Here is a 24,374-nt window from a genome sequence, read left to right on the forward strand (position 1 = left end):
CGTCGCACTTATGCGAGTCAAGAAATTTTTTACTTTTTTATCTGCGGGAGAAAAATGCTTTTTTATACGTCTAAATTCTTCACATATTCGGCATTCTCTTCAATAAAGTCTCTTCGTGGTTCTACTTTATCACCCATTAAAATATTAAATACTTCATCCGCATCAATCGCATCTTTTAATTCTACTTGTAATAATGTTCTAGAATCGGGATTCATCGTTGTTTCCCACAGTTGATCCGCATTCATTTCCCCAAGACCTTTATATCGTTGTAAATTTGGTTTCGGTGACTCTGGAAGTTCGGCCAAAAGTGATTCTAACTGCTCGTCATTATATACATAATGCAATGATTTTCCTTGCTTTACTTGATATAACGGTGGCTGTGCGATATAAACATAGCCATACTCAATTAATGGTTTCATAAAACGATAGAAAAAGGTTAATAGTAACGTTCGAATATGTGCACCATCCACATCTGCATCCGTCATAATAACGATTTTATGATAACGAGCTTTTGTAATATCAAAGTCTTCTCCTATTCCTGTACCTAGTGCTGTAATCATCATGCGAACTTCATTGTTTGATAAAATACGGTCCAAACGTGCTTTTTCGACGTTTAATATTTTACCTCGTAAAGGCAGAATTGCTTGGAAATGTCTGTCTCGCCCAGACTTTGCAGAACCACCCGCTGAATCTCCCTCCACTATGAATAACTCACTAATCTCGGCGTCTTTTGAGGAGCAATCGGATAATTTCCCGGGTAAATTAGAAATTTCCAAAGCACTTTTTCGACGGGTTAATTCACGTGCTTTTCTAGCTGCGACACGAGCTCGCGAAGCCATCATTCCTTTTTCCACAATAATTCTACCAATGCTTGGATTTTCAAATAAATATTTTGAAAATGCCTCACTAAAAACAGAATCTGTTACAGAGCGGGCATCACTATTTCCTAATTTCGTTTTCGTTTGTCCTTCAAACTGTGGATCAGTATGTTTGACCGAAACAATAGCAGTCATACCTTCTCTAACATCTTCCCCAGTTAAATTTTCATCGTCTTCTTTAAATAAGTTACTTTTCCGTGCATAATCATTGATTACCCGAGTAAGTGCTGTTCTATATCCAGCTTCATGTGTTCCTCCCTCATACGTATGAATATTATTTGCAAACGAAAATAAATTACTGGCGTATCCATCATTGTATTGTAAAGCAATTTCCACAGAGACATCATTCGCTTCACCTTCTGCGTAGATTGGCTCATGTAATACGTCTTTCGTTCTGTTCATAAATTCAACGTATGATTTAATTCCACCTTCATAATAAAATGATTCTTTTTCTTTATCATCGCGTTTATCTTCTAACGTGATCGTAATTTTCCGATTTAAAAATGCTAGTTCACGTAATCGATTTTTTAACGTATCATAATCAAATACAGTTGTTTCTGTAAATATGTCGGGATCTGGTTTAAAATTAATGATTGTCCCTGTTGTATCTGTATCTCCAATAATTTGGATAGCCCCTTGTGGTTCCCCTTTTTCAAAATGTAAAAGGTGAACTTTCCCATCTCGATGCACATACACATCTAAGTGTGTAGATAAAGCATTTACAACAGATGCACCAACCCCGTGTAATCCACCTGATACTTTATAACCGCCTCCACCAAACTTTCCACCAGCATGGAGTACAGTTAAAATTAATTCAACTGCAGGTTTTCCAGACTCTTCATGAATATCAGTCGGTATTCCGCGACCATTATCTTTTACTGTAATGCTGTTATCCTCTTCAATAATGACATCAATTTGATCACAGTACCCAGCCAATGCTTCATCAATACTGTTATCTGTAATTTCCCAAACAAGATGATGCAAGCCCTTTTCATTCGTTGAACCTATATACATACTAGGCCTTTTTCTAACTGCTTCTAGCCCTTCTAATACTTGAATTTGTTCGGCATCGTATGATTGTTCATTCATTAATTTCTCTTCCATTTATAAAATTCACCTACATTCCATAGTTAAAGGTAAAACTTACATACGGTTTTTCTTACTAATCACTCTAACTTCTTAGCAAGCAATTTACTTTATTTATTCTTTTTCTAATTCATTGATTGTTGGATACATTTCTTCTCGATTTTTTAATGTTATTGTTGAAAAAGGACTGTAATAGACAGTATCTTCTGTGAGAATAATTGATTTCGCATCTTCTTGTTTACCAAATACTTGTTTAACTTCTTTTCGTTGCTCAATCATTTTTTTTAGTTCTGAATGAATAAGCTGAAAATCTAAAATAGAAATAATCTGCTTTGATTCAATGACATGATCATTTCCAATATAAATAAACAATCTATTCCACATTCCTTTATTTTTTAATATGGAGTTATCGTACCTTTTTGGACTGAATAAATAGATGCCTGTTTTAATGTATCATGATTAATACCATCTACTGTGGTAGTTGAAACGAAAGTTTGCACTTTTCCTTGAATCGTGCTTAACAAATGAGATTGTCTAAAATCATCTAATTCACTTAGTACATCATCTAAAAGTAAGATGGGATACTCTTTAATTTGCTCATAGATCAAATCTATTTCAGCTAATTTTAAAGATAGGGCGGTCGTTCGTTGTTGCCCTTGTGAACCATACAATTTAACATCTTTATGATTAATATAAAAAATTAAATCATCTCGATGGGGACCAACTAAAGTCGAGCCACGTCTAATTTCGTTTGCTTCTACTTCGGAAAAAGTAGCATAATACTTATTTTCTAGTTTTCCCTCATCGTCATCTTCTAATACTTCAATAGTTGAGGTGTATACAATATCTAATTGTTCTAACTCACGACTAATTTGTAAATGAATCGGAATCGCCCATTTTCTTAGTAACTTTAAAAAGTCAAATCGCTTTTTTACAATGATGGCAGCATGTTTTACTAATTGATCTGTTAGTACATGTAAAAAAGTAATATCTTGTTGTTTTTGATGCTGTAATTGTTTTAATAAATGATTCCGTTGTTTTAGGATTTTTTGATATTGACCTAAATGATAAATATAGATTGGCTCAATTTGTCCAAGTTCCATATCAATAAATCGTCTGCGAACTTGAGGAGATCCCTTTACTAGGGACAAATCTTCAGGTGCAAACATTACGACATTAAGTGCTCCGATATATTCACTTAATCGTTTTTGTTCCAATCGATTTAATTTTGCTTTTTTACCTGTTTTATGAAAAATTAATTCTAAAGGGATTTGTTGATCATTATTTTTACTGATCATTCCCGTTATTTTGGCAAAATCTTTATCCCATAAAATTAACTCTCGATCATTTGCTGTACGGTAAGATTTCGTAAAAGCTAATAAATAAATTGCCTCAAGTAAATTTGTTTTCCCTTGTGCATTTTCTCCAATAATTACATTTACTTTATTATCAAACGAAATATCTAATTGCTCATAATTTCGATAATTTTTAAGCTGTAATTGTTTTATAAACATGCATATTCCTCATTTAATTGCATCTTTTAGTGTGTGTTCATCCTCTTTTAGCCACTTTTTTGAATAACGATGAATGTTTCACCGGTTTTAAGTTTTACGATGTCTTGATGATACAGTTTTCTTCCTCTCCGATGCTCTAATTCCTCATTTACATAAACACCTTCATCATTAATATAAAACTTAATAAATCCGCCTGATTCGAAATGATTTGTTCTTTTTAATAATTGATTTAAAGTAATAAACGTATCATTTATAACAATTTCTTCCATTTAACACATTTCCTTTTCTCTTTATTTTCCTGATTATCGAAATGAGTAATTTACTTTAAATCCCCTTATAACCTATTTTACTATAGTTTTCGTTCGATTGGTAGGAAGACCCCTCTTTTATAGAAAAAACGCTCTAACATACTTAAAAATGATTTTAACGAATTGTATTTTTCTTTCATCATTCATTCCATAAAAAAAATAAAGAGCTTGCCCAGAATAGAAAACTCGTTGAAATGGTGAAACTTTATGACCAGTAAAAATAGTTGGTCATCGGAAAATATTGTGCGAGTATTTTACTTTCTAAATACGAAAATGGAATATGGACACTTTCCATGGGTGGCTGTTAAGGCCTTCTTGAGCTACCGCTCTTGAGGGGTCTCACCGATGCCTTACGTCCCACAGAAGTCTCGCATATTCCATTTGTTAGGTAAGTTTATACCATCTACATTATTATTTTTGCACACGATAATCCGAATACTCATATGATCACATCCGTTTGGCTCTAACGAGACTAGGTTTTATGGATAAACATTAGCCTCACCAAAGGGATTTTTTTCAACGACTTGCCATCTAATGTCAGTAGGGATATCATCTATCATCCTTACTTTTATAGATAACAGTTGGACAGCCTCTTTATAAAAACTATATTAGCAGTTAGGATAACACAAAATTTCCTTCTACATAAGTGTAACATAGGCACTCGTCATGTTTTCTTTTGCGAATGCCAAGTTTTTACTATTAAAATGTTCGAACAGGTAGAATTAGTTGTAAAATTTTATCTTCATCTGGTGTTCGTATGACGAATGGGCGCATAGCACCAGTAAAATCTATTTGTACTCGTTCACTATCGATCGTTCTTAGTGTATCTAACATATACCTAGAACTAAATGAAATTTTTAATTCTTCCCCTTCGATAGACACAGCTCCTAATTGTTCTTTTACATTACCTATTTCAGGTGAATTACCCGAGATTTCAATGATGTTATTTTCTAATGTATCTAAGCGAATAACATTATTTTGGTCCCTACTTGATAAAAGGGCAGCACGTTCAATTGTATGGATCAAGTCTTTCGTAAAAATATGTAATGTCGTTTTACTTTCATTCGGAATTAACCGAGAAGTTTCTGGATAATTTCCGCTTAGCAATCGAGATAAAAAATAAAGATGGTCTGTGTAAAATAGTACTTGATTTTTCAATATCGTCATATGCACTTTTCCGTCATGATCATCAAAAATTTTATTTAAATCTTGTAAGCTTTTCCCTGGAATGACGATGCTATCTGCTTCTAAGTTATTTTCCTTTATATTAATGGAACGTAAAGCAAGCCTGTGACTGTCTGTAGCTGTAAATGTTAATAAATCATTCGTTAAAGAAACATTGACCCCTGTTAAAATTGGACGAGTTTCCATAGGAGATACTGCAAATACAGTTTGTCTGATTAATGTTTTTAAATCTTTAATATTTAAAGTTAAATGATCTTCACTTTGATTTATTTTTATATGTGGATATTCCTCGCTGCTTTGTCCATATAAAGTAAAGACTGCTTTTCCAGATTGAATAATTGTTTTATAGTTGTCTTCTACCGTTACATGTACAATATCCTCAGGCAATTTTCGAATAATTTCTGGAAAATGAGGAACAGGTAATACGATTGACCCAGCAGTCATATCGGTAATAATTTCTTCCTCTTCTTTCATACTCGGGATGTGAGATTGAATCGTTATATCTGAATTACTCCCAGTCAGTACAATTTTTGATGGAGTAACATCAATTTTCATGCCAGTTAATATCGGAATAACGGTTCTAGATGAAATAGCATTAGATACAGCTTGGATACTGTTAAGTAAATATTTTTTTTGAATCTTAAATTTCATTTTGCTCCTCCTTTAAATTTCACTGCATAATTAATTTATTAATAAATAAGTAATAGTAGTAATAGGGCCTGTGAATATGTGGATAAGTCTGTGTAAATCTTTTTGTGCTTGGTTTCACGTATGTTATTAACATGTGAACTACTTTTTGAAAAGTGATTAGTTATACACATGTTCATAAGCGGTTGTTTAAAAGGTCTACTGACAATGACACTTCGTATTTCTTTGGCAGAAAAAAGGTCTTACTACTCACTGGCTAAATGCACAATGTCCTAGGACGGCGATTACTCGTCTTTGAGCAAACTATAATTTACTTTTTAATTCTTCGATATACGCATTTATTTCAGCTTGTAAATCATGATCGGTAGAAATCATATCAGATATTTTTTTGTGAGCATGAATGACGGTCGTATGATCACGCCCACCGAATTCTTGACCGATTTTTGGTAAAGATAAATCAGTTAATTCTCTACTCAAATACATCGCTATTTGTCTAGGATATGCAATTGATTTCGTTCTTTTTTTCGATAAAAATTCATCTACCGTTACATTGTATTTTTCGGCAATAAATTCTTGAATCCCTTTAACCGTTAACTTTTTCGGACGATTATTCGGAATAATATCTTTTAATGCTTCAGCTGCAAGGGCTGTATTGATATCTTGATTTATTAATGAGGAATAGGCAATAACCCGAATTAATGCTCCTTCTAACTCACGAATATTCGTATCAATTTGATTGGCGATATATAGCATCACTTCATTCGATATATCGTTTAACCCTTCTGCTTTCGCTTTTTTTGTTAAAATGGCAATTCTTGTTTCCAGATCTGGAGGGGATATATCGGTAATTAATCCCCATTCAAAACGAGATCGCAATCTATCTTCTAATGTTGGAATTTCTTTTGGTGGTCGATCACTTGAAATAATAATTTGTTTATTTTCCTCATGAAGTGTGTTAAATGTATGGAAAAATTCTTCCTGAGTTTGTTCTTTCCCTGCTAAAAATTGAATATCATCAACGAGTAAAATATCGACATTACGATATTTATTACGGAAGTTGTCTGCTTTATTATCCATAATTGCATTAATAAATTCATTGGTAAATTTCTCCGATGATAAATAAATTACCTTTCGATCGGGATGATATTCCCTTACATAATGTCCGATTGCATGCATTAAATGAGTTTTACCTAGACCAACTCCACCGTAAATAAATAATGGATTATATGATTTTGCTGGAGCCTCAGCAACTGCTAGTGAAGCCGCATGTGCAAACCTGTTGGCTGCACCGACAACAAATGTGTCAAATGTATATTTTGGGTTTAACATTTGTTGGATGTCATTAGTATCAGGAGATTGATTTGTTTTGGTCAGTTCGCCTTGTTCTGCCTCGACATTTTCCTCAATAATTTCAAACTTTACAGAGAGCTCTACACCTGTCATTTCAAATAGTAATGTATCGATGACATCTGTATAACGTTGATCTAACCAATTTTTTGTGAATTCATTGGGAACAGAAATAATCAATATATGATTGTTAATTTCTTTTACCTCTGTTTGGCTTAACCAAGTGTCATAACTTGGTTTGCTTATTTTTGATTTCATTTCAGTCAATATGTAGTCCCATAACTCTTCTATATTTTCCAAGGGTTACACCTCTTTATTTCGTTAAATAATACTGGTTATAAGTGTAAAAATCCTTTCGCAAATTCTCATTAAAATAGGTGAGAAAGGGAAAGGAATGTTCGTTTAATTAACTGCTGATTGTGTTTCTGTGGCTAAAAAATCTTTTTGTGAATAAATAATAAGTCTATTAAAAAATAGTAGACTTATTCACAAGTGGTATTTTTATAAACAGAAGATTGAATATGTTAACATATTATCCACAAGTTGGGGATAAGTGATATTGAATAAAAAGTTATTAACATGTTGAAGCATAATTAGAATATCAAAATTTGTTACAATATGCAATGTTTTTTATAAGGTTATCCATATCTTATTAACCGTGGGTATAAAAATTATCAACAATTGTTATATTTGTGGTTAACTTGTCGATAATTGTTGAATGAGTCATTTTTATTTTATGCACATGTGATTATTTTGTGGATAGTAAAATTCTCTTCAGCAAGTTTATAGATGAAGATGTAAGTTGACTAAAAGCTATTGTTTACGTATAATTATCAAGAAAGTTTTAAGATGGAAACAGAAAATGAAGAGTAGGTTTACTTGGCAGGAAAGTTTCTTACTTTATTTAAATATGTAACTTTGATTACCATTAGGTTGTAACGTCCAGTCATGCATTTAGAGATCTCATTCCTAATTGCATCCTATTTCATATTCGTTTTAGTTTCTATAGATAGATCAATTAGTTTTAGAGGAGGTGCATGAAATGAAAAGAACATTTCAACCAAATAATCGTAAACGTAAAAAAATACACGGATTCCGTGCACGAATGAGTACAAAGAATGGTCGCAAAGTTTTAGCGCGTCGTCGTCGCAAAGGAAGAAACGTATTGTCTGCATAGGCCACTGAAAGTATGTCAGTGGTCTTTTTTCAGTTTTAACCTAATATTTGTTAAGGTAATTTTATAAAGGTGATTGCGATGAAAAAAGCATACCGAATTAAGAATAATAGTGAATTTCAAGAGATTTTAAAGAGTGGTAAATCTTTTGCAAATCGTGAGCTTGTCATATACTATAAAGAAAAACCGTTACAACCTCATTTTAGATTGGGAATTTCTGTCGGAAAAAAAATAGGAAATGCTGTTACGCGAAATCGAATAAAACGATATGTACGTGAGTCATTTCTACAGTTAGAAGAGACGATTTTACCTGAAGTTGATATTATTATTATTGCTAGGAAACCAACAGTACATATGGATTGTAAGCAAATTAAAAGTAGTCTTTCTCATTTATTAAGAAAACAATGTTTGTTTATATAAATAATTCAAGAAGTTTCAGGTAAGGAGGAAAAAGATTTGCGTAAAAAGATGTTTATTTTTCTTCTGCTTATCGGTGTTTTAGTATTATTATCTGGATGTATGGATATTAAAGAGCCGATTAATGCAGAAAGTACAGGCATCTGGAACCATTACTTTGTTTATCCAATGTCATGGTTAATTACATATTTTGCGGATGTTTTTAAAGATAATTATGGTTTGTCTATCGTTGTTGTTACATTAATTATTCGTTTATTTTTATTACCACTGAACGTTAAACAACTAAAAAGTTCAAAAGCAATGCAAGATATTCAGCCAGAAATTAAGGAATTACAGAAAAAGTATAGTTCAAAAGATGCAAACACACAGCAAAAATTACAACAAGAAACGATGGCATTATTCCAAAAACATGGTGTTAACCCACTTGCAGGATGTTTGCCGATTTTCGTTCAAATGCCAATTTTAATTGCGATGTATCATGCGATTATGCGAACAGAAGCAATTGAAGATCATACATTTTTATGGTTTGCACTTGATTCACCTGATTATGTCTTACCTATCATCGCTGGTGCAGCGACATTTTTACAACAGAAATTAATGATGGCAGGTAGTCCAGCAGCACAAAATCCACAAATGGTTGCAATGTTATATTTAATGCCGATCATGATTACAGTTTTTGCATTTTTCTTCCCAGCAGCTTTAGCTTTATATTGGGTAGTAGGGAATATTTTCATGGTTGCCCAAACTTTGTTTATTCGTAAACCGATGATGAAAGATGCTAGTACTGGAGGAGACAAAAAGTGAGAGAAGTAACTGCTAGTGGCCAAACAGTTGAAGAGGCGATTCAATCAGCTTTAGAGCAGTTAAATATTACACGTGATCAAGTCGAAATTGAAGTAATTGATGAAGGAAAAAAAGGATTTTTAGGTATATTTGGATCTGCTCGGGCAGTCGTAAAAGTAAAAGAAAAGAAAGATAATATTTCAGAAGCCGAAGCTTTTTTAACGAATGTTGCTAAAAATATGGGAGTAGATGTAACCGTAACTTCTATGAAGGAAGATAATCATGTTAACTTCCACTTACAAGGTGATAAAATTGCTATTTTAATCGGTAAAAGGGGAAAGACATTAAACTCTTTACAGTATTTGACGCAACTAGTTTTAAATAAAAGTGGGGGACAATTCCATTCTGTAACAGTTGATGCAGAAGGTTACCGCGAGCGAAGAAAAGAAACATTGGTTGATTTAGCTCATAAAATGGCGGATAAAGCAGGGCGCATAAACCGTAAAGTTGCACTGGAACCGATGCCAGCTTATGAAAGAAAAATTATTCATAGTACATTACAAGAATTAACGGGTGTAACAACATATTCAGAAGGGGTAGAGCCTCATCGTCATGTTGTGATCAAACCTTCATAAAATAAAACTCCAGGGTGACTATTCCTGGGGTTTTTATTTTTAGAAAATAAGGAGAGTTAATACATTTTTTCTGTTCACTGGTTAAAAGCACGATGCCAGGACTGCGATTCCATGTTGCAATAAACATAATGCTTCGTAAACAGCGCAACTTTCGTTCTCAGTATAAAAATTTTTGCGAAAAAGGAAAGTTTAGAAGAAGATAGTTTACTCTCTCGAGTTATCCACATGTTGATAATTTATAGGATAAAAATCAATATATATCATTATCTAATGATATCATTATAAATTAATCCATCATTTTTTAGATCAATAATTTTTAATCGTTGGTCATTTTTTATGAAAATGCTTTTATATTTTTTCGAATGGTCATTATCTTGAAAAAGGATGACACGTTTATTAGCATTGTCTGTTTCGACTTTTGCATGTAAATTAGAAAAATCTATATGATCTGCTAATATAGTTGCTTCCTCCATATGAGCGATTGTATCTGGAATGTCTTGTTGCTCATTTTCCGCTTCTTTCTGTCCCTCCTCCTCATTTTCTTGAACAGCTACTTCATTTTGATCGACATTTTGTTCCGTATGTTCTTCTGTTTTAGCTTGTTTTTCACTTTCTTCCTGCTGTTGATCCGTATCTTTTTGAGAACAAGCCGTTATTCCAAGTAATAATGTAGAACTGACGAATAAAATGATTAATTTTTGCATTTTCCCTCTCCAATCTTAGAAAATTAGTACTCGACAAGCTTGTTCGTGAATACTTTAGTTACACGTATGCGAGTCTAGAAAGAATTTATACTTTCTTATCTAAGTCAATTTCATAATAGACTACTTCTAGAATAAAACCGAACAACAAACAAAAGTATAATGTTATCGTTCGTTTTTACATCCTATAAAATTTTGGCAGGAACGGCAGGTGGTCGACTCCTGCAGGAGAAGAGGCCTAGATAAGACCCCGCAATATCGAAAGATTACAGACTAAAACCGCCCTTTGCGGGCAACGTCTGCATACCCCTTGCCGGGGCAGGAGGCTTATCAGCCGTCCGCGGAAAGCGACCACCTGGAGTGAAAGCCTTCTGCTCAAGCAAAATAGTTCGGTTTTTGAAACGCTATATTGAATGATGAAATTGATTCATCTGTATAAAAAAGATATATCTTTTTATACACAAAAATATCGTGATTTTCCAATCATGAGTATTATTTTTTTATCGTTTTTTTCATTTATTTAAAAAAAATTTTAAAAAATAGACAAAGATGAGTGCTAAAAGCTCGTTATTCACATTGTGGATAACTTTGTTTTTTGATAAAATTATGATATTCTATTATATTAGTGACGTTTTGTCGTAAAGTAATTTTCACTATACACAATGTGAATAATAATATAGATCATTTTAATTTTATAGGAGGTGTGTAAAGATGGAAATAGATACGATAGCGGCAATTTCTACACCAGTCGGAGAAGGGGCTATTTCAATTGTTCGTTTAAGTGGACCCGATTCGATTCAAATGGCGAATCAATTATTTAAAGGGAAACATTTAATGGAAGCAAAAAGCCATACAATGCATTATGGAAAAATTGTTGATCCAACATCAGAAGAAATTGCTGATGAAGTAATTGTGTCTATTATGCGTGCCCCTAAAACATTTACTTGTGAAGATGTGGTTGAAATTAATTGTCATGGTGGTTTAATTGCTGTACAACGTATTTTAGAAATGGTGTTAGAGCAAGGAGCCCGTTTGGCAGACCCAGGAGAATTTACGAAACGTGCTTTTCTAAATGGACGAATTGATTTGTCACAGGCTGAGGCAGTGATGGATGTGATTCAGTCAAAAACGAATAAAGCGATGAATGTAGCGCTAAATCAACTAGATGGGAAACTTTCTCGATTAATTAGGAAATTACGACAAGAGTTGATTGAAACGATCGCTCATGTAGAAGTGAACATTGATTATCCGGAATACGATGATGTGGAAGAAATGTCCCATGAATTGATGCAAATAAAAACGAAATATGTAGAAGGAGAAATAAAAAAGTTATTACAAGTCGCAGAACAAGGTAAAATTTTAAGAGAAGGGATTAAAACAGCTATTATTGGTCGTCCAAATGTTGGAAAATCATCTTTAATGAATTCACTCGTTCAAGAGGAAAGAGCGATTGTAACAGATATACCTGGTACGACGAGGGATGTTATTGAAGAATATGTCAATGTTCGGGGAATTCCCCTTAAATTAATTGATACTGCTGGAATAAGAGAAACAAAAGATATTGTTGAAAAAATTGGTGTGGAACGTTCCCGCAAAATGTTGCAAGAAGCCGATCTTGTGCTGTTTATGTTAAATAATAATGAAATGTTAACAGATGATGACCGGATGATTTTTGAATCTCTAGAGCAGTTGAATTATATTGTGATTATAAATAAGGTAGACTTAGAAAGAAAGATAGAAATGGAAGAAATAATGAAGCTGTCTAAAGGGGCAATTATAAGTACTTCCTTAATTAATGATCAAGGAAGTACCGAGCTTGAAACTGCGTTATCAACTATGTTTTTTTCAAATGAGTTAAGTAGTGATGAGGTCACATATGTCTCAAACATTAGACATATTTCATTATTAAAACAGGCAAAAGCGTCCTTGGATGATGCACAACATGCGTTGGCACTAAATATGCCTTTAGATATTGTACAAATAGATGTAACGAGAACATGGGAATTATTAGGGGAAATAATTGGAGATACGGCAAGTGAAAGTTTAATCGATCAATTATTTTCACAGTTTTGTTTAGGGAAATAACATTTGAAGAGTATGATCTTCTGAAAAAACATTGAATGCAGAAAGGGTGAACAAGATGACATATGATGCTGGAAGTTATGATGTAATTGTTGTAGGAGCTGGGCATGCTGGTTGTGAAGCAGCAATGGCAGCCGCAAAAATGGGATCAAAAACGTTAATGTTAACGTTAAATTTAGATATGATTGCTTTTATGCCATGTAATCCTTCACTGGGGGGACCTGCAAAAGGGATTGTCATTAGAGAAATTGATGCCCTTGGCGGAGTGATGGGGAAAGTAATTGATAAAACATATATTCAAATGCGGATGTTAAATACGGGAAAAGGCCCAGCTGTTCGCGCTTTACGGGCACAAGCAGATAAACCATTATATATTCAAGAGATGAAACGGCGAATAGAAAATGAAAAAAATATTACGTTAAAACAAGCTATGGTAACCGAACTTATCATGGAAGATGGACAATGTAAAGGGGTTATTACAGAAGCACATGCTGCCTATTATGCTAAAGCGGTCATTATCACAACAGGTACATTTATGCGCGGAAAAGTGTTAATTGGTGATTTAGAATACGAAAGTGGTCCAAACAATCAACGAGTGTCTATAAAATTGTCGGAAAACTTAGAGGAGCTTGGTTTTGATTTAGTTCGTTTTAAAACAGGTACACCTCCTCGGGTAAATAGTCATACAATTGATTACTCAAAAACTGAAATTCAGCCTGGTGACGATAAACCACAAGGATTTTCATATGAAACGACAGATTATATGACGGAACAAATACCTTGTTGGTTAACTCATACAAATGAGCGGACACATGAAGTAATTAATGATAATTTAACTTTATCAGCGATGTATTCGGGAATGAAGCGAGGGACAGGACCAAGATATTGCCCATCGATTGAGGATAAAATTGTACGATTTCATGACAAACCACGTCATCAAGTGTTTTTAGAACCGGAAGGACGTCATACGGAGGAAGTATATGTACAAGGTTTATCGACTTCATTACCAGAATTTATCCAAACGGATATTTTACGTTCTATTCCGGGACTAGAAAATGCGGAAATGATGCGGCCAGGGTATGCGATAGAATATGATGCTATTCCTCCAACTCAACTTTGGCCTACACTAGAAACGAAAAGTATAAAAGGATTATATACGGCTGGACAAATTAATGGCACGTCAGGGTATGAAGAAGCTGCCGCACAAGGAATTATTGCCGGTATTAATGCGAGTCTACAAAATCAAGGCAAGGACGCATTTATATTAGACCGATCACAAAGTTATATTGGTGTCCTAATTGATGATCTAGTGACAAAAGGTACACGTGAACCTTATCGTTTGTTAACTTCACGTGCCGAATACCGTTTATTATTACGACATGATAACGCTGATATTCGTTTAACAAAATTAGGGTATAAATTAGGTTTAATTTCTGAAGAACGTTACGCAAAATTCCAAGAAAAATTACGACTAATAGATGTAGAGAAAGAACATTTATTTAATGAAATTATTAAAGTAAATGACGAAGTGCAAAAAAAATTACAAGCAGCAAATTCGACGCCACTAAAAGATGCTATAAGAGCGATTGATTTACTAAAACGTCCTGAAGTTACTTTTGAGGTAGTTGAAAAAATCATTGGCGTTCAAGAAATACCAACTGATGTAAAAGAGCAAGTAGAAATTCAAGTGAAGTATGAAGGATATATTAAAAAAGCAAATGATCAAGTTAAACGAATGTTAAAAATGGAAGACAAAAAGATACCAGAGAATATTGACTATGACGCTATCCATAGTTTAGCATTTGAAGCGAGAGAGAAGCTTAAAAAGATTCAACCAATGTCCATTGGGCAAGCATCAAGGATATCCGGTGTAAATCCAGCTGATATTTCTATTCTGCTCGTTTATATCGAACAAGGTAATGTGAAACGAACTTCTTAATTTATATGATCAACATCAGGTTTACGATAAGAAAAAAGGAGACTAAAAATGAATGAGCAACAGTTTGTAGAAACAGTTAAAAAGAATGGTATCGAATTAGATAATGACCAATTAAAGCAATTCGAACTTTATTATGATTTACTAATCGAGTGGAATAATAAAGTGAATTTAACAGCAATTACTAAAAAAAGTGACGTTTATTTAAAGCATTTTTATGATTCGATAACTCCTAGTTTTTATTTTCCTTTTCATGATGTTGTATCATTATGCGATGTTGGAGCGGGTGCTGGGTTTCCTAGCATTCCGCTTAAAATCTGTTTTCCCCATTTACACATTACAATAGTAGATTCTTTAAAAAAACGGATCCATTTCCTAGAAAATGTAACGGCAACATTACAATTAACGAATGTCGATTTAATCCATGCACGTGCGGAAGATTTCGGTCATCAAAAAAAGTTTCGTGAACGTTTTGATGTTGTCACAGCACGTGCGGTTGCCCGAATGTCGGTGCTTTCCGAGTATTGCTTACCATTAAGCAAAGTTGGTGGGACTTTTATTGCCTTAAAAGGAGCTCATATGGAAGAGGAGCTTACCGAAGCTAAAAAGGCGATTAGTGTTTTAGGTGGAAATTTGACAAATAATGAAACCTTTCATTTACCAGTAGAAAATAGTGTTCGTTCAGTCGTTACGATCAAAAAGATTAAAAAGACGGAAAAGAAATATCCTAGAAAAGCAGGTACTCCTGCAAAAAGTCCGATTTTATAAATAAAAAATTAGTAACAATACTTTTTATACTAAATTTATGATAAACTTAACTATACAGGTTAAGTTTCTTTCTTTTTCCTCTTTCAACCCTTCTTTTATGGATAAATTAAATTGTTCCACGTGAAACAATTTATATAATATTTATTAAAAAGGTGATGTTATTATGTTGCAGTCTTTTAATCGACTCTTTACTAGTGGAAGTAAATCAGAAGAACAAGCTGATAGTTACCAAGAAGATGTCGTTCAGTTAAATGTTGATCAAATTATTCCTAATGAGTATCAGCCAAGAACTCAATTTGATAATGAAAAAATAAAGGAATTGGCGCAGACGTTACAAACTCATGGGATGATTCAACCAATTGTAGTACGTGTTAAAAATGATGAACAATATGAGGTAATTGCTGGTGAAAGAAGATTAAGAGCTGCTAAACTATTAGGCTGGGAAACTATTTCGGCAATCATTCGTAACTTAAATGATACAGAAACAGCGTCAATCGCCTTAATAGAAAACATTCAGCGGGAAGAATTATCCGTTATTGAAGAGGCGAAAGCATATGCTCAGCTGATAAAAATGCATTCTTTAACGCAAGAAGCATTAGCACAAAGGTTAGGGAAAAGTCAGTCAACGATTGCTAATCGAATAAGATTATTAATGTTACCAGATGTTATTCAACAAGCATTGATTGTAAAGGAAATTACAGAACGACATGCTCGTGCTTTAATGAAACTAAAAGATGAAAAATTACAAATAGATTTTTACAATAAAATAGTCGAGAAACAGTTAAATGTTCGCGAGACAGACGAATTAATAAAAGATTTTTTGTCAGATGGAGAAACTAAAAAGAAAATACGTCCAAAGTCTAAATTTATAAGTAAGGATGTCCGTATTGCGACAAATACAATTAGAAGGTCTTTAAAGATGATTGCTGATACGGGAATTAATGTCGAATCTGAAGAAGAAGAGTTGGATGATTATTACCAAATAACGATTAGAGTGAAAAAAACGAACCATGATAAAAAACAACAGAAGTAACGTTTTACAATAGGTAGGTGCCATAATGGGTAAAATAATAGCAATAACAAATCAAAAAGGTGGCGTTGGTAAAACGACATCAACTGTAAACTTAGGAGCTAGTTTAGCGCAACTTGGTAATAAAGTTTTATTAGTTGATATAGATCCCCAAGGCAACGCAACTAGTGGTGTTGGAATTAATAAGGGTGATATGGATCAATGTGTATATAATATTCTTGTAGAAGATCTGGATGCGAAAGAAGTGTGTATTCCGACTGATGTTGAAAATCTATCTATTATTCCGGCTACAATTCAACTAGCAGGAGCAGAAATAGAGTTAGTACCTACTATATCACGTGAAGTAAAACTAAAAAAATCTTTAGATGCAATTAAACATAATTTTGATTATATATTAATAGATTGCCCTCCATCTCTTGGATTATTAACTATTAATGCATTAACTTCCGCTGATAGTGTGTTAATACCAGTTCAGTGTGAATACTATGCTTTAGAAGGGCTAAGTCAACTACTTAATACGATACGACTTGTTCAAAAACATCTAAACAAACAATTAATGATCGAAGGCGTCTTATTAACAATGTTAGATGCAAGAACAAATTTAGGAATTCAAGTGATTGAAGAAGTAAAAATGTATTTCCAAGATAAAGTGTATAAATCTATCATACCAAGAAATATTCGCCTTGGTGAGGCACCAAGTCATGGTCAGCCAATTACAGTGTATGATCCTAAATCAAAAGGAGCAGAAGTATATCTTGAGTTAGCGAAGGAAGTGATGGAAGTTGGCGAAACGGTTAGGTAAAGGATTAGGTGCTTTGATTAACGTTGAAGAAGAATCTATTGAGCAACTATCGATTGATGAATGCCGTACTAACCCTTATCAGCCTAGAAAAACATTCGATGCGGATGCAATAGAAGAACTGAAAATTTCCATATTGGAGTATGGGATTATTCAACCATTAATTGTTAGAAGAAGCATCAAAGGGTATGAAATTGTCGCTGGTGAACGTCGCTTTCGAGCTGCAAGGGAAGCAGGACTAAAAGAAATACCAGCCATTATCAAAGATTTTGATGATAAAAAGATGATGGAAATTGCATTACTAGAAAACCTTCAGCGTGAGGATTTAACGGTAATTGAAGAAGCATTAGCATATAAAAATTTAATCAACGAATTACATTTAACTCAAGAAGAATTATCGAATAAACTTGGGAAAAGCCGTTCCCATATAGCCAACACAATGCGTCTATTATCCTTACCGGAGGACATCATTATTTTTATTAGTAATGGGGAGCTGTCGATGGGACATGGACGAGCTTTACTAGGCTTAAAAAACAAGGAGCAATTGCACTCTTTGGTTGATAAAATTAGAAAAAACAATTTAAATGTCCGTCAAGTAGAGCAGATGATTAATGAATTAAATAAACAAAAACCATTGATCAAAAAGAAAAAGAAGCAAAAAGATTTATTTATCCAGCAACAAGAGACTAAATTAAGAGAAGTATTAGGTACGAATGTAAATATACAAAAAACCAAAAATAAAGGTAAAATTGAAATAGAATTTTATACGACTGATGAATTGGAAAGACTGATTAGTATGTTACAACAATAGGTGATGTTTATGTGATAAGACTGACACTATATGTAGATGTAGTCAGTCTTTTTACTTGGCAGATAGAGCAGAGACATAATAAAAACGATCAAATACAAAGACGTAATGCATTACCTTAGCGAAGTATCTTTCTAGAGGCATTTTATGTAGCTACCGTGTTCGGAGTTTTCTTTAACATAAACACTTTTGTCCAACCTCACCCATACATGCTGCTAAGGTAGTCATAGTCCCCGGGGACGTTGCACTTGCGCCTTTGTTTCCTTTTATACTTTCTGGACAAACTCTTCTGTAAAATGCAAACTAAGGGTCTCTTTATTAAAGTTTTACGCCAACTTAGTTTTCTACATGTTTATTAAAATGTTTCACGTGGAACAATTAGTATAGTGAGTGAGGAATATGATGGCTTTATTTGGAACAATCATAAATGGGATATGTATAATCATCGGTTGTATAGTTGGACTATTTATGACGAAAATACAAGAAAAATATAAAGAAACGATCATGCAAGGAATAGGTTTAACTGTTATTTTAATTGGCCTTCAAATGGCTTTTCAAACAAAATCGATTATTATTGTTCTATTAAGTATGTTAAGTGGAGCTTTCATTGGGGAGTTTTTAAAACTCGAACATTTTTTAAATAAAATTGGTTTTTGGGTTGGAAGTAAATTTACAACTACAAATGAGCAAGTTAATATTACTCAAGCGTTTATTACGGCATCCTTATTGTTTGTTGTCGGTGCGATGGCTATATTGGGTGCATTAGATAGTGGATTAAGAGGGGATCATGAAGTTTTAATTACGAAAGGCATTCTTGATGGTTTCGCTTCCTTTGTTTTAACGACGACATTAGGGATAGGAGTCATTTTATCCGTCATACCAGTCGTATTATTTCAGGGAACGATTGCACTGCTTGCAGCTCAAATAGAAAGTATTATACCAGAAGCGATCTTTAATGAGGTTATTGTCGAATTGACCGCAGTTGGTGGATTGCTTATCGTTGCAATTGGATTGAATATATTAAAGCTAACACAAATAAGGGTGACAAACTTGCTACCAGCAATCTTTATGGTAGGTGTTATTCTTTATATCTATCATTCATTTTTTTAAAATTTTTACTTCTTTTTTCTAGCTAAGTTTCTTCTTTGATTTACTTGATAATAGTTTAACCATAAATCCAATTTATTAAGAATGATCGCAAGGGTAAAAGCCATATCATGAACGACAGACAATCTGGTGCTTTGTAAGACTGCATAATCCATAAAACCACCAATGTTTACGACACCAGTTATATATGCATCACCTACGGCCGGAAGTTTTTTGTTTAAGGCTGCACCAGGTTGTAAGGAACCAATCCCACTAATATAACTACCAATTGAACTGTTTTTTCCTAGGGATGCATCAATCGCTATAATGAAAGGATTATCATACTTATCGCTGATTAAATTTGTTTTTTCATGTAAATTAATCGCATGGACAGGGTCATGTAAGGTTCCATATACGCTAATATTAACTGGTTTCATTTGCGATAAGAATGTTCCAGTTAAAGGACCTAAAGAGTCGCCCGTAGAACGATCGGTGCCAATACAAAGTACAATTAAATTAGCATGGTTTTTTGGGAGAAATGTAATTAATAAATCGCTCAAAGCTTTTACCGCAAGCGGATCTTGATAGTGAACATAATGTGTTTCGTTTTTCTTTAACGAGCTATCCATTTCGAATACTCCTCCGATACTTTTTATCTAGTATACGTGTAACGGTAATACAATATACATGTAAATAGACTTCAGATAGCATCTATTAGAAGCAAATAACGGTAACACTACTATCATAAAATTTTAGTAAATGAGTTGTTCGCTTTACTGTTATGTGTTTGCTTGTAAGTAGGATGAACTTAGTGTAATAATTTACACATAAAACGAAAAGTAATTTAGAGGATCGTAACGGATTGAGAGAGTTTTTGGAAATATATGAAGGAACAAAGCACTTTCGATAACAATAGGGAAGGCTCTACGTAAAGTAATTGTTATTATAATAACTATCATTGGTAAGAAAATAGCAACTACAGTAGTAAAATATATTTTAAAAGAAATAAGGTATTCTATGAGTCAATTTCATAATAGACTACTTCTAGAATAAAACCGAACAACAAACAAAAGTATAATGTTATCGTTCGTTTTTACATCCTGTGAAATTTTGGCTAGAATGGCAGGTGGTCGACTCCTACGGGAGAAGAGGCTCAGATAAGACCCCGCAATATCGAAAGATTACAGACTAAAACCGCCCTTTGCGGGCAACGTCTGCATACTTCTTGCCGGGGCAAGAGGCTTATCAGCCGCCCGCGGAAAGCGACCACCTGGAGTGAAAGCCTTTTGCTCAGCAATATCATTCGATTTTTGAAGTGCTATATTGAATGATGAAATTGATCCTATACTAGAGAAAAAAACATTTCATGGTTAGTTGCTACAATCATAGTGGAGCAAGTATTGTATGTATGGCTGTTGATGTAATGGCCGAAATTTAATGAAAGCTGGTTTTTCATTCTATTTTAGAACCATTTTTCGAATGGTGATCTTGGTAATTTTAGAAGGAAGGAAAGAAAGGAATAGATGTATAGTAAGAGAGTCGATATTCCTTTACCCAAAATTGTCGTATATTTACAGGCAGAAAAGTCGAAAGGGGGAGATGTAAATGGCTGATAAGCAGTTTTCATTAAATGATATTGTTGAAATGAAAAAACAACATCCATGTGGTGAAAACAGATGGAAAATCATCCGGATGGGAATGGATATTCGCATAAAATGTTTAGGCTGTGAACGAAGTGTCCTCATACCGAGAAATGAGTTTGCCAAAAAACTAAAAAAGATTATAGAAAAAGCCCAAAATGAGTAAACATGGATGAAAGCTACCTTTAAAATGTCATTTTGTCTATAGCATAATTGCATTTTGCATGATGACAAGATAGCTAAAATACAGATCTACCAAGTTGTCACATAACATAATAAAGATTATAATACAAATGAAGTTCACATGAACGCAAGAACCCAAGGAGTGGAACATTGAAATGTCATTAACAGCTGGAATAGTTGGTCTTCCTAATGTTGGAAAATCAACCTTGTTTAACGCAATTACAAGAGCAGGTGCAGAATCTGCAAATTATCCATTTTGTACGATTGACCCGAATGTAGGTATCGTTGAAGTGCCTGACGAAAGATTGATCAAACTAACAGAAGTCGTAAAACCGAAGAAAACAGTACCAACAGCTTTTGAATTTACGGATATTGCTGGCATTGTAAAAGGAGCTAATAAGGGAGAGGGATTAGGAAATCAATTTTTGTCCCATATTAGACAAGTTGATGCCATCTGCCAAGTGGTACGTTGTTTTGAAGATGAAAATATTACACATGTATCCGGTAAAATTGATCCAATCGACGATATTGAAACGATTAATTTAGAATTAATTTTAGCAGATTTAGAAACTGTTACACGAAGATATGATCGTGCAGAAAAGCTTGCACGACAAAAAGAGAAAGAAGCAGTGCAAGAATTTAATGTAATGAAAAAACTGAAAGAAGGACTAGAAGAAGAAATTCCTGCTCGTGCAGTTCCTTTAACAGAAGAAGAAATGAAAATCGCAAGACAATTACATTTGTTAACGGCAAAACCAATACTTTATGTCGCAAATGTGAGTGAAGATGATATTACTAATAGCGACGACAATGAATATGTTAAGCAAGTCAGACAGTTTGCAGAAAAAGATAATGCAGAAGTAATTGTCGTTAGTGCAAAAATTGAAGAAGAGATAGCAGAATTAGACCAAGACGAAAAAGAAATGTTCTTACAAGAGTTAGGAATAGAACAATCTGGCTTAGATCAATTAATTACTGCTTCATATGAGTTACTAGGTTTAGCGACTTACTTTACCGCTGGAGAACAAGAAGTACGTGCATGGACATTTAAAAAAGGAATGAAAGCCCCCCAAGCAGCTGGAATTATTCATACAGACTTTGAAAGAGGGTTTATACGGGCAGAAACAGTCTCATATGAAGATCTAATGGAAGCAGGGGCGATGGTTCAGGCTCGTGAAAATGGTAAAGTTCGCTTAGAGGGGAAAGATTACCTCGTGCAAGATGGAGATGTGATTCATTTCCGATTTAATGTATAGACGGATGAATGATCATACTAAAGGTTCAAATACATGTAAACCTTTTAAAACTAGAGTCGGGTTGTCCTGACCTGCCAATCCTCAATAACATAAATATTGTATATTGAGGACTCTAGCGACACCATTTGGGTCCACGAGGTGTATTTGGAACCGCGGATAAAAAAAGAGTAAAGTATAATGTAAAACGGTTTTATAAAAGATTTGTTATTTAAATAGAATTTTGATATAATTTTCATCTGTGGGTAATTATTTAATTACTCCTTGCTCTATTACCCTTGAGTTTTAGAGCCGCAGAGACCAAAAGGAGGTGCGTAGGATGAGAGATTACGAAATCATGTATATCATCCGCCCAAATATCGAAGAAGAAGCGCGAAAAGGTACAATTGAGCGTTTTAACGGAATTTTAACTGATAATGGGGCAACGATTGATAAAGTAGATGAAGTAGGTTCACGTCGTCTAGCTTACGAAATTAACGATTTTCGTGATGGTTATTACGTCATTATTAACTTTACTGGCGATCAAAGTGCAGTAAATGAATTTGACCGTCAAGCTAAGTTCTCTGACGATATTATTCGTCACATCGTTATTCGTGTAGATGAACAATAAGAGGGAGTGATTCTAATGTTGAATAGAGTCGTTTTAGTTGGAAGACTAACAAGAGATCCCGATTTACGTTATACACCAAATGGAGTAGCGGTTGCGAATTTTACAATTGCTGCAAACCGACCTTTTAGAAATCAGCAGGGTGAACAAGAAGCTGATTTTATCAATTGTGTCGTTTGGCGAAAAACAGCTGAAAACTTAGCAAATTATATGAAAAAAGGTAGTATGATTGGTGTTGATGGTAGAATTCAAACAAGATCATATGAAGGACAAGACGGGAAAATGGTATATATTACAGAGGTTTTGGCTGAAAACATTCAGTTTTTAGAGTCAAGAGGTGCTTCACAATCTCAACAAAGAGGCTCATCTGGATATAATCAAAATGATGCTTATCAACATCAACAAGCACCAGCCCAACCATCACCTCAAATGGATCAACCGAAATCGAATCCATTTCAAAATGATGGTGAACAAATTGATATTTCTGATGATGATTTACCATTTTAAAATAAATGAAATGATATAGAAGAATAAAGCAAAGGAGTGATTTTTATGAGACGTGGTCGTCCAAGACGTCGAAAAGTGTGTTATTTTACAGCGAACGGAATTACACATATCGATTATAAAGATATAGATTTATTAAAAAGATTTATTTCAGAACGCGGTAAAATTCTTCCACGCCGTGTAACAGGTACATCTGCTAAATACCAAAGAAAATTAACGATTGCTATTAAGCGTGCTCGTTCAATGGCATTACTTCCATTCGTTAGTGAATAATAGATAAAATAAAATTCCTTTTCAAACTCTCATGTAATGTAAAGAGAAGATGGAAAGGAATTTTTCATTCGTGAATGGTTATAGAGGTTGTTCAAAAAGTCTGGTAAAATGATACTGCGCATTTCTTATCTGCCAAAGCGCGGGCTAGGGCATTTAATCATGATGAATGTCTAACTCTTTTCGGATAGATTAAGATAATTTTAATGATAACGGTAAAAATATATAGCACACAAATGATAAGAAATAAATGATTCAATGGATAAAAAAATGAAAATAATGTAAATAAAAAGAGCGGCAAAGTCGTTGTAAAAGCTGCCATTTTCCATAAAATAGAGAAACGTAATTTTCTATTAAGCATTTTAGTAATTAAGGAAGCAATATAGGCTAAAATCGACAATAAACTAAAAATGATTACAACTAAAATCAAGTAATAAAAGATAAAAAAATAAATAAGTAAAAAGAAAGTTTGAATAGGAACGGCGGACTGTTCAAGTAAGATTTGTTCCAATAATGCTGGAACAGATGCTAAAGCGAGTAATATAAACATATATATAACTGTAATATCCATTCCAACCCGATTTAGTGCAAATACTGCCTGTTTTTGCGGTAATTTAATACTTTGCTTACAAGCATTCCAAAAAACCTTCATCGCTACTCTTCCTTCGTCAGTATTTAATCTAACAATTACTATACCATGTTTTACATACCTTCTGATAGGAATTGATATAC

General features: G+C 33.7%; 25 protein-coding genes. 16 read left to right on the plus strand and 9 right to left on the minus strand.

The genetic code is table 11. The features are described from left to right. Positions 1-62: 62 nt before the first annotated feature. The 6 genes from gyrB to dnaA form a co-directional block, all read right to left on the minus strand. Positions 63-1,982, minus strand: a complete 1,920-nt coding sequence (gyrB, locus tag DFR56_RS17665; protein ID WP_110396774.1) for a DNA topoisomerase (ATP-hydrolyzing) subunit B — start codon at positions 1,980-1,982, stop codon at positions 63-65. Between the two features lie 96 nt (positions 1,983-2,078). Beyond that, positions 2,079-2,336 (minus strand): extracellular matrix regulator RemB, encoded by a 258-nt coding sequence (remB, locus tag DFR56_RS17670; RefSeq protein ID WP_110396775.1) that lies wholly within the window; start codon positions 2,334-2,336, stop codon positions 2,079-2,081. 23 nt (positions 2,337-2,359) lie between these two features. Then, a complete protein-coding gene (recF, locus tag DFR56_RS17675; protein ID WP_110396776.1) occupies positions 2,360-3,478 on the minus strand; it encodes a DNA replication/repair protein RecF in 1,119 nt (372 codons plus the stop codon). Between the two features lie 47 nt (positions 3,479-3,525). Continuing rightward, the gene (locus tag DFR56_RS17680) at positions 3,526-3,747 is read right to left on the minus strand and encodes an RNA-binding S4 domain-containing protein (RefSeq protein WP_110396777.1); all 222 of its coding nucleotides are present in this window, start codon (positions 3,745-3,747) and stop codon (positions 3,526-3,528) included. Between the two features lie 738 nt (positions 3,748-4,485). Continuing rightward, positions 4,486-5,622, minus strand: coding sequence for a DNA polymerase III subunit beta (dnaN, locus tag DFR56_RS17685; RefSeq protein ID WP_110396778.1), 1,137 nt, complete (start codon positions 5,620-5,622; stop codon positions 4,486-4,488). A gap of 300 nt (positions 5,623-5,922) precedes the next feature. Further along, positions 5,923-7,266, minus strand: a complete 1,344-nt coding sequence (dnaA, locus tag DFR56_RS17690; RefSeq protein ID WP_110396779.1) for a chromosomal replication initiator protein DnaA — start codon at positions 7,264-7,266, stop codon at positions 5,923-5,925. Between the two features lie 742 nt (positions 7,267-8,008). Here dnaA and rpmH point away from each other — a divergent pair. The 4 genes from rpmH (at position 8,009) to jag (ending at position 9,975) form a co-directional block, all read left to right on the plus strand. After that, positions 8,009-8,143, plus strand: coding sequence for a 50S ribosomal protein L34 (rpmH, locus tag DFR56_RS17695; RefSeq protein ID WP_110396780.1), 135 nt, complete (start codon positions 8,009-8,011; stop codon positions 8,141-8,143). Positions 8,144-8,221: 78 nt separating this feature from the next. Next, entirely contained in the window at positions 8,222-8,560 is a 339-nt protein-coding gene (rnpA, locus tag DFR56_RS17700) for a ribonuclease P protein component (RefSeq protein WP_110396781.1), read from the plus strand. Between the two features lie 36 nt (positions 8,561-8,596). Then, on the plus strand, positions 8,597-9,361 hold the full coding sequence (gene spoIIIJ / locus DFR56_RS17705) for a YidC family membrane integrase SpoIIIJ (protein WP_110396782.1): 765 nt from the start codon (positions 8,597-8,599) through the stop codon (positions 9,359-9,361). After that, positions 9,358-9,975, plus strand: a complete 618-nt coding sequence (jag, locus tag DFR56_RS17710; RefSeq protein ID WP_110396783.1) for an RNA-binding cell elongation regulator Jag/EloR — start codon at positions 9,358-9,360, stop codon at positions 9,973-9,975. Before spoIIIJ ends, jag begins: the two co-directional genes overlap by 4 nt. Before the next feature lie 263 nt (positions 9,976-10,238). On the opposite strand, the gene DFR56_RS23090 is transcribed toward jag, so the two are convergent. After that, entirely contained in the window at positions 10,239-10,679 is a 441-nt protein-coding gene (locus DFR56_RS23090) for a hypothetical protein (protein ID WP_158525699.1), read from the minus strand. A 708-nt stretch (positions 10,680-11,387) separates the two neighbouring features. Here DFR56_RS23090 and mnmE point away from each other — a divergent pair. From mnmE to DFR56_RS17755, 7 genes are all read left to right on the plus strand, one after another. Continuing rightward, positions 11,388-12,761, plus strand: a complete 1,374-nt coding sequence (gene mnmE, locus DFR56_RS17725) for a tRNA uridine-5-carboxymethylaminomethyl(34) synthesis GTPase MnmE (RefSeq protein ID WP_110396786.1) — start codon at positions 11,388-11,390, stop codon at positions 12,759-12,761. A gap of 55 nt (positions 12,762-12,816) precedes the next feature. Beyond that, positions 12,817-14,697: a tRNA uridine-5-carboxymethylaminomethyl(34) synthesis enzyme MnmG gene (mnmG, locus tag DFR56_RS17730; RefSeq protein ID WP_110396787.1), complete on the plus strand. Its 1,881-nt coding sequence runs from the start codon at positions 12,817-12,819 to the stop codon at positions 14,695-14,697. A 48-nt stretch (positions 14,698-14,745) separates the two neighbouring features. Then, positions 14,746-15,462 carry a 16S rRNA (guanine(527)-N(7))-methyltransferase RsmG gene (gene rsmG, locus DFR56_RS17735; protein ID WP_110396788.1) on the plus strand — a complete coding sequence of 239 codons (717 nt, stop codon included), beginning with the start codon at positions 14,746-14,748 and terminating at the stop codon, positions 15,460-15,462. 163 nt (positions 15,463-15,625) lie between these two features. Then, positions 15,626-16,495, plus strand: a complete 870-nt coding sequence (gene noc, locus DFR56_RS17740; protein WP_110396789.1) for a nucleoid occlusion protein — start codon at positions 15,626-15,628, stop codon at positions 16,493-16,495. 25 nt (positions 16,496-16,520) lie between these two features. Further along, the gene (locus tag DFR56_RS17745) at positions 16,521-17,294 is read left to right on the plus strand and encodes a ParA family protein (protein ID WP_110396790.1); all 774 of its coding nucleotides are present in this window, start codon (positions 16,521-16,523) and stop codon (positions 17,292-17,294) included. After that, positions 17,275-18,102, plus strand: coding sequence for a ParB/RepB/Spo0J family partition protein (locus DFR56_RS17750; RefSeq protein ID WP_110396791.1), 828 nt, complete (start codon positions 17,275-17,277; stop codon positions 18,100-18,102). The genes DFR56_RS17745 and DFR56_RS17750 overlap by 20 nt, the downstream gene beginning before the upstream one ends. 399 nt (positions 18,103-18,501) lie before the next feature. Beyond that, positions 18,502-19,209: a DUF554 domain-containing protein gene (locus tag DFR56_RS17755; RefSeq protein WP_110396792.1), complete on the plus strand. Its 708-nt coding sequence runs from the start codon at positions 18,502-18,504 to the stop codon at positions 19,207-19,209. A 5-nt stretch (positions 19,210-19,214) separates the two neighbouring features. Here the strand turns inward: DFR56_RS17755 and yyaC are convergent, their stop codons facing one another. Beyond that, positions 19,215-19,814 (minus strand): spore protease YyaC, encoded by a 600-nt coding sequence (yyaC, locus tag DFR56_RS17760; RefSeq protein ID WP_110396793.1) that lies wholly within the window; start codon positions 19,812-19,814, stop codon positions 19,215-19,217. Positions 19,815-20,790: 976 nt separating this feature from the next. Between yyaC and DFR56_RS17765 the strand changes: the two genes are divergently transcribed. The 5 genes from DFR56_RS17765 (at position 20,791) to rpsR (ending at position 23,645) form a co-directional block, all read left to right on the plus strand. Continuing rightward, on the plus strand, positions 20,791-20,991 hold the full coding sequence (locus tag DFR56_RS17765) for a DUF951 domain-containing protein (RefSeq protein ID WP_110396794.1): 201 nt from the start codon (positions 20,791-20,793) through the stop codon (positions 20,989-20,991). 172 nt (positions 20,992-21,163) lie between these two features. Beyond that, positions 21,164-22,264, plus strand: a complete 1,101-nt coding sequence (ychF, locus tag DFR56_RS17770) for a redox-regulated ATPase YchF (protein ID WP_110396795.1) — start codon at positions 21,164-21,166, stop codon at positions 22,262-22,264. 316 nt (positions 22,265-22,580) lie between these two features. Then, a complete protein-coding gene (rpsF, locus tag DFR56_RS17775) occupies positions 22,581-22,871 on the plus strand; it encodes a 30S ribosomal protein S6 (RefSeq protein ID WP_110396796.1) in 291 nt (96 codons plus the stop codon). A 15-nt stretch (positions 22,872-22,886) separates the two neighbouring features. Then, positions 22,887-23,375 (plus strand): single-stranded DNA-binding protein, encoded by a 489-nt coding sequence (gene ssb / locus DFR56_RS17780; protein WP_110396797.1) that lies wholly within the window; start codon positions 22,887-22,889, stop codon positions 23,373-23,375. A gap of 45 nt (positions 23,376-23,420) precedes the next feature. After that, positions 23,421-23,645: a 30S ribosomal protein S18 gene (gene rpsR, locus DFR56_RS17785; protein WP_110396798.1), complete on the plus strand. Its 225-nt coding sequence runs from the start codon at positions 23,421-23,423 to the stop codon at positions 23,643-23,645. A gap of 157 nt (positions 23,646-23,802) precedes the next feature. Here rpsR and DFR56_RS17790 read toward each other — a convergent pair whose 3' ends face one another. Next, a complete protein-coding gene (locus DFR56_RS17790) occupies positions 23,803-24,294 on the minus strand; it encodes a DUF1189 family protein (RefSeq protein ID WP_110396799.1) in 492 nt (163 codons plus the stop codon). Positions 24,295-24,374 lie beyond the last annotated feature (80 nt).

The sequence above is a fragment of the Pseudogracilibacillus auburnensis genome, from assembly GCF_003201975.1.
In the GTDB taxonomy this organism is placed as follows: Bacteria; Bacillota; Bacilli; order Bacillales; family Amphibacillaceae; genus Pseudogracilibacillus; species Pseudogracilibacillus auburnensis.

Bases quoted from the DNA above. Each gene is read 5' to 3' on its own strand.
- DFR56_RS23090 (WP_158525699.1), bottom strand. From the start codon at position 10,679: ATGCAAAAATTAATCATTTTATTCGTCAGTTCTACATTATTACTTGGA.
- rpsR (WP_110396798.1), top strand. From the start codon at position 23,421: ATGAGACGTGGTCGTCCAAGACGTCGAAAAGTGTGTTATTTTACAGCG.
- recF (WP_110396776.1), bottom strand. From the start codon at position 3,478: ATGTTTATAAAACAATTACAGCTTAAAAATTATCGAAATTATGAGCAA.
- mnmG (WP_110396787.1), top strand. From the start codon at position 12,817: ATGACATATGATGCTGGAAGTTATGATGTAATTGTTGTAGGAGCTGGG.
- yyaC (WP_110396793.1), bottom strand. From the start codon at position 19,814: ATGGATAGCTCGTTAAAGAAAAACGAAACACATTATGTTCACTATCAA.
- DFR56_RS17790 (WP_110396799.1), bottom strand. From the start codon at position 24,294: ATGAAGGTTTTTTGGAATGCTTGTAAGCAAAGTATTAAATTACCGCAA.
- dnaN (WP_110396778.1), bottom strand. From the start codon at position 5,622: ATGAAATTTAAGATTCAAAAAAAATATTTACTTAACAGTATCCAAGCT.
- rsmG (WP_110396788.1), top strand. From the start codon at position 14,746: ATGAATGAGCAACAGTTTGTAGAAACAGTTAAAAAGAATGGTATCGAA.
- DFR56_RS17755 (WP_110396792.1), top strand. From the start codon at position 18,502: ATGGCTTTATTTGGAACAATCATAAATGGGATATGTATAATCATCGGT.
- gyrB (WP_110396774.1), bottom strand. From the start codon at position 1,982: ATGGAAGAGAAATTAATGAATGAACAATCATACGATGCCGAACAAATT.
- noc (WP_110396789.1), top strand. From the start codon at position 15,626: ATGTTGCAGTCTTTTAATCGACTCTTTACTAGTGGAAGTAAATCAGAA.
- DFR56_RS17765 (WP_110396794.1), top strand. From the start codon at position 20,791: ATGGCTGATAAGCAGTTTTCATTAAATGATATTGTTGAAATGAAAAAA.
- ssb (WP_110396797.1), top strand. From the start codon at position 22,887: ATGTTGAATAGAGTCGTTTTAGTTGGAAGACTAACAAGAGATCCCGAT.
- rnpA (WP_110396781.1), top strand. From the start codon at position 8,222: ATGAAAAAAGCATACCGAATTAAGAATAATAGTGAATTTCAAGAGATT.
- rpsF (WP_110396796.1), top strand. From the start codon at position 22,581: ATGAGAGATTACGAAATCATGTATATCATCCGCCCAAATATCGAAGAA.
- ychF (WP_110396795.1), top strand. From the start codon at position 21,164: ATGTCATTAACAGCTGGAATAGTTGGTCTTCCTAATGTTGGAAAATCA.
- DFR56_RS17745 (WP_110396790.1), top strand. From the start codon at position 16,521: ATGGGTAAAATAATAGCAATAACAAATCAAAAAGGTGGCGTTGGTAAA.
- mnmE (WP_110396786.1), top strand. From the start codon at position 11,388: ATGGAAATAGATACGATAGCGGCAATTTCTACACCAGTCGGAGAAGGG.
- DFR56_RS17680 (WP_110396777.1), bottom strand. From the start codon at position 3,747: ATGGAAGAAATTGTTATAAATGATACGTTTATTACTTTAAATCAATTA.
- rpmH (WP_110396780.1), top strand. From the start codon at position 8,009: ATGAAAAGAACATTTCAACCAAATAATCGTAAACGTAAAAAAATACAC.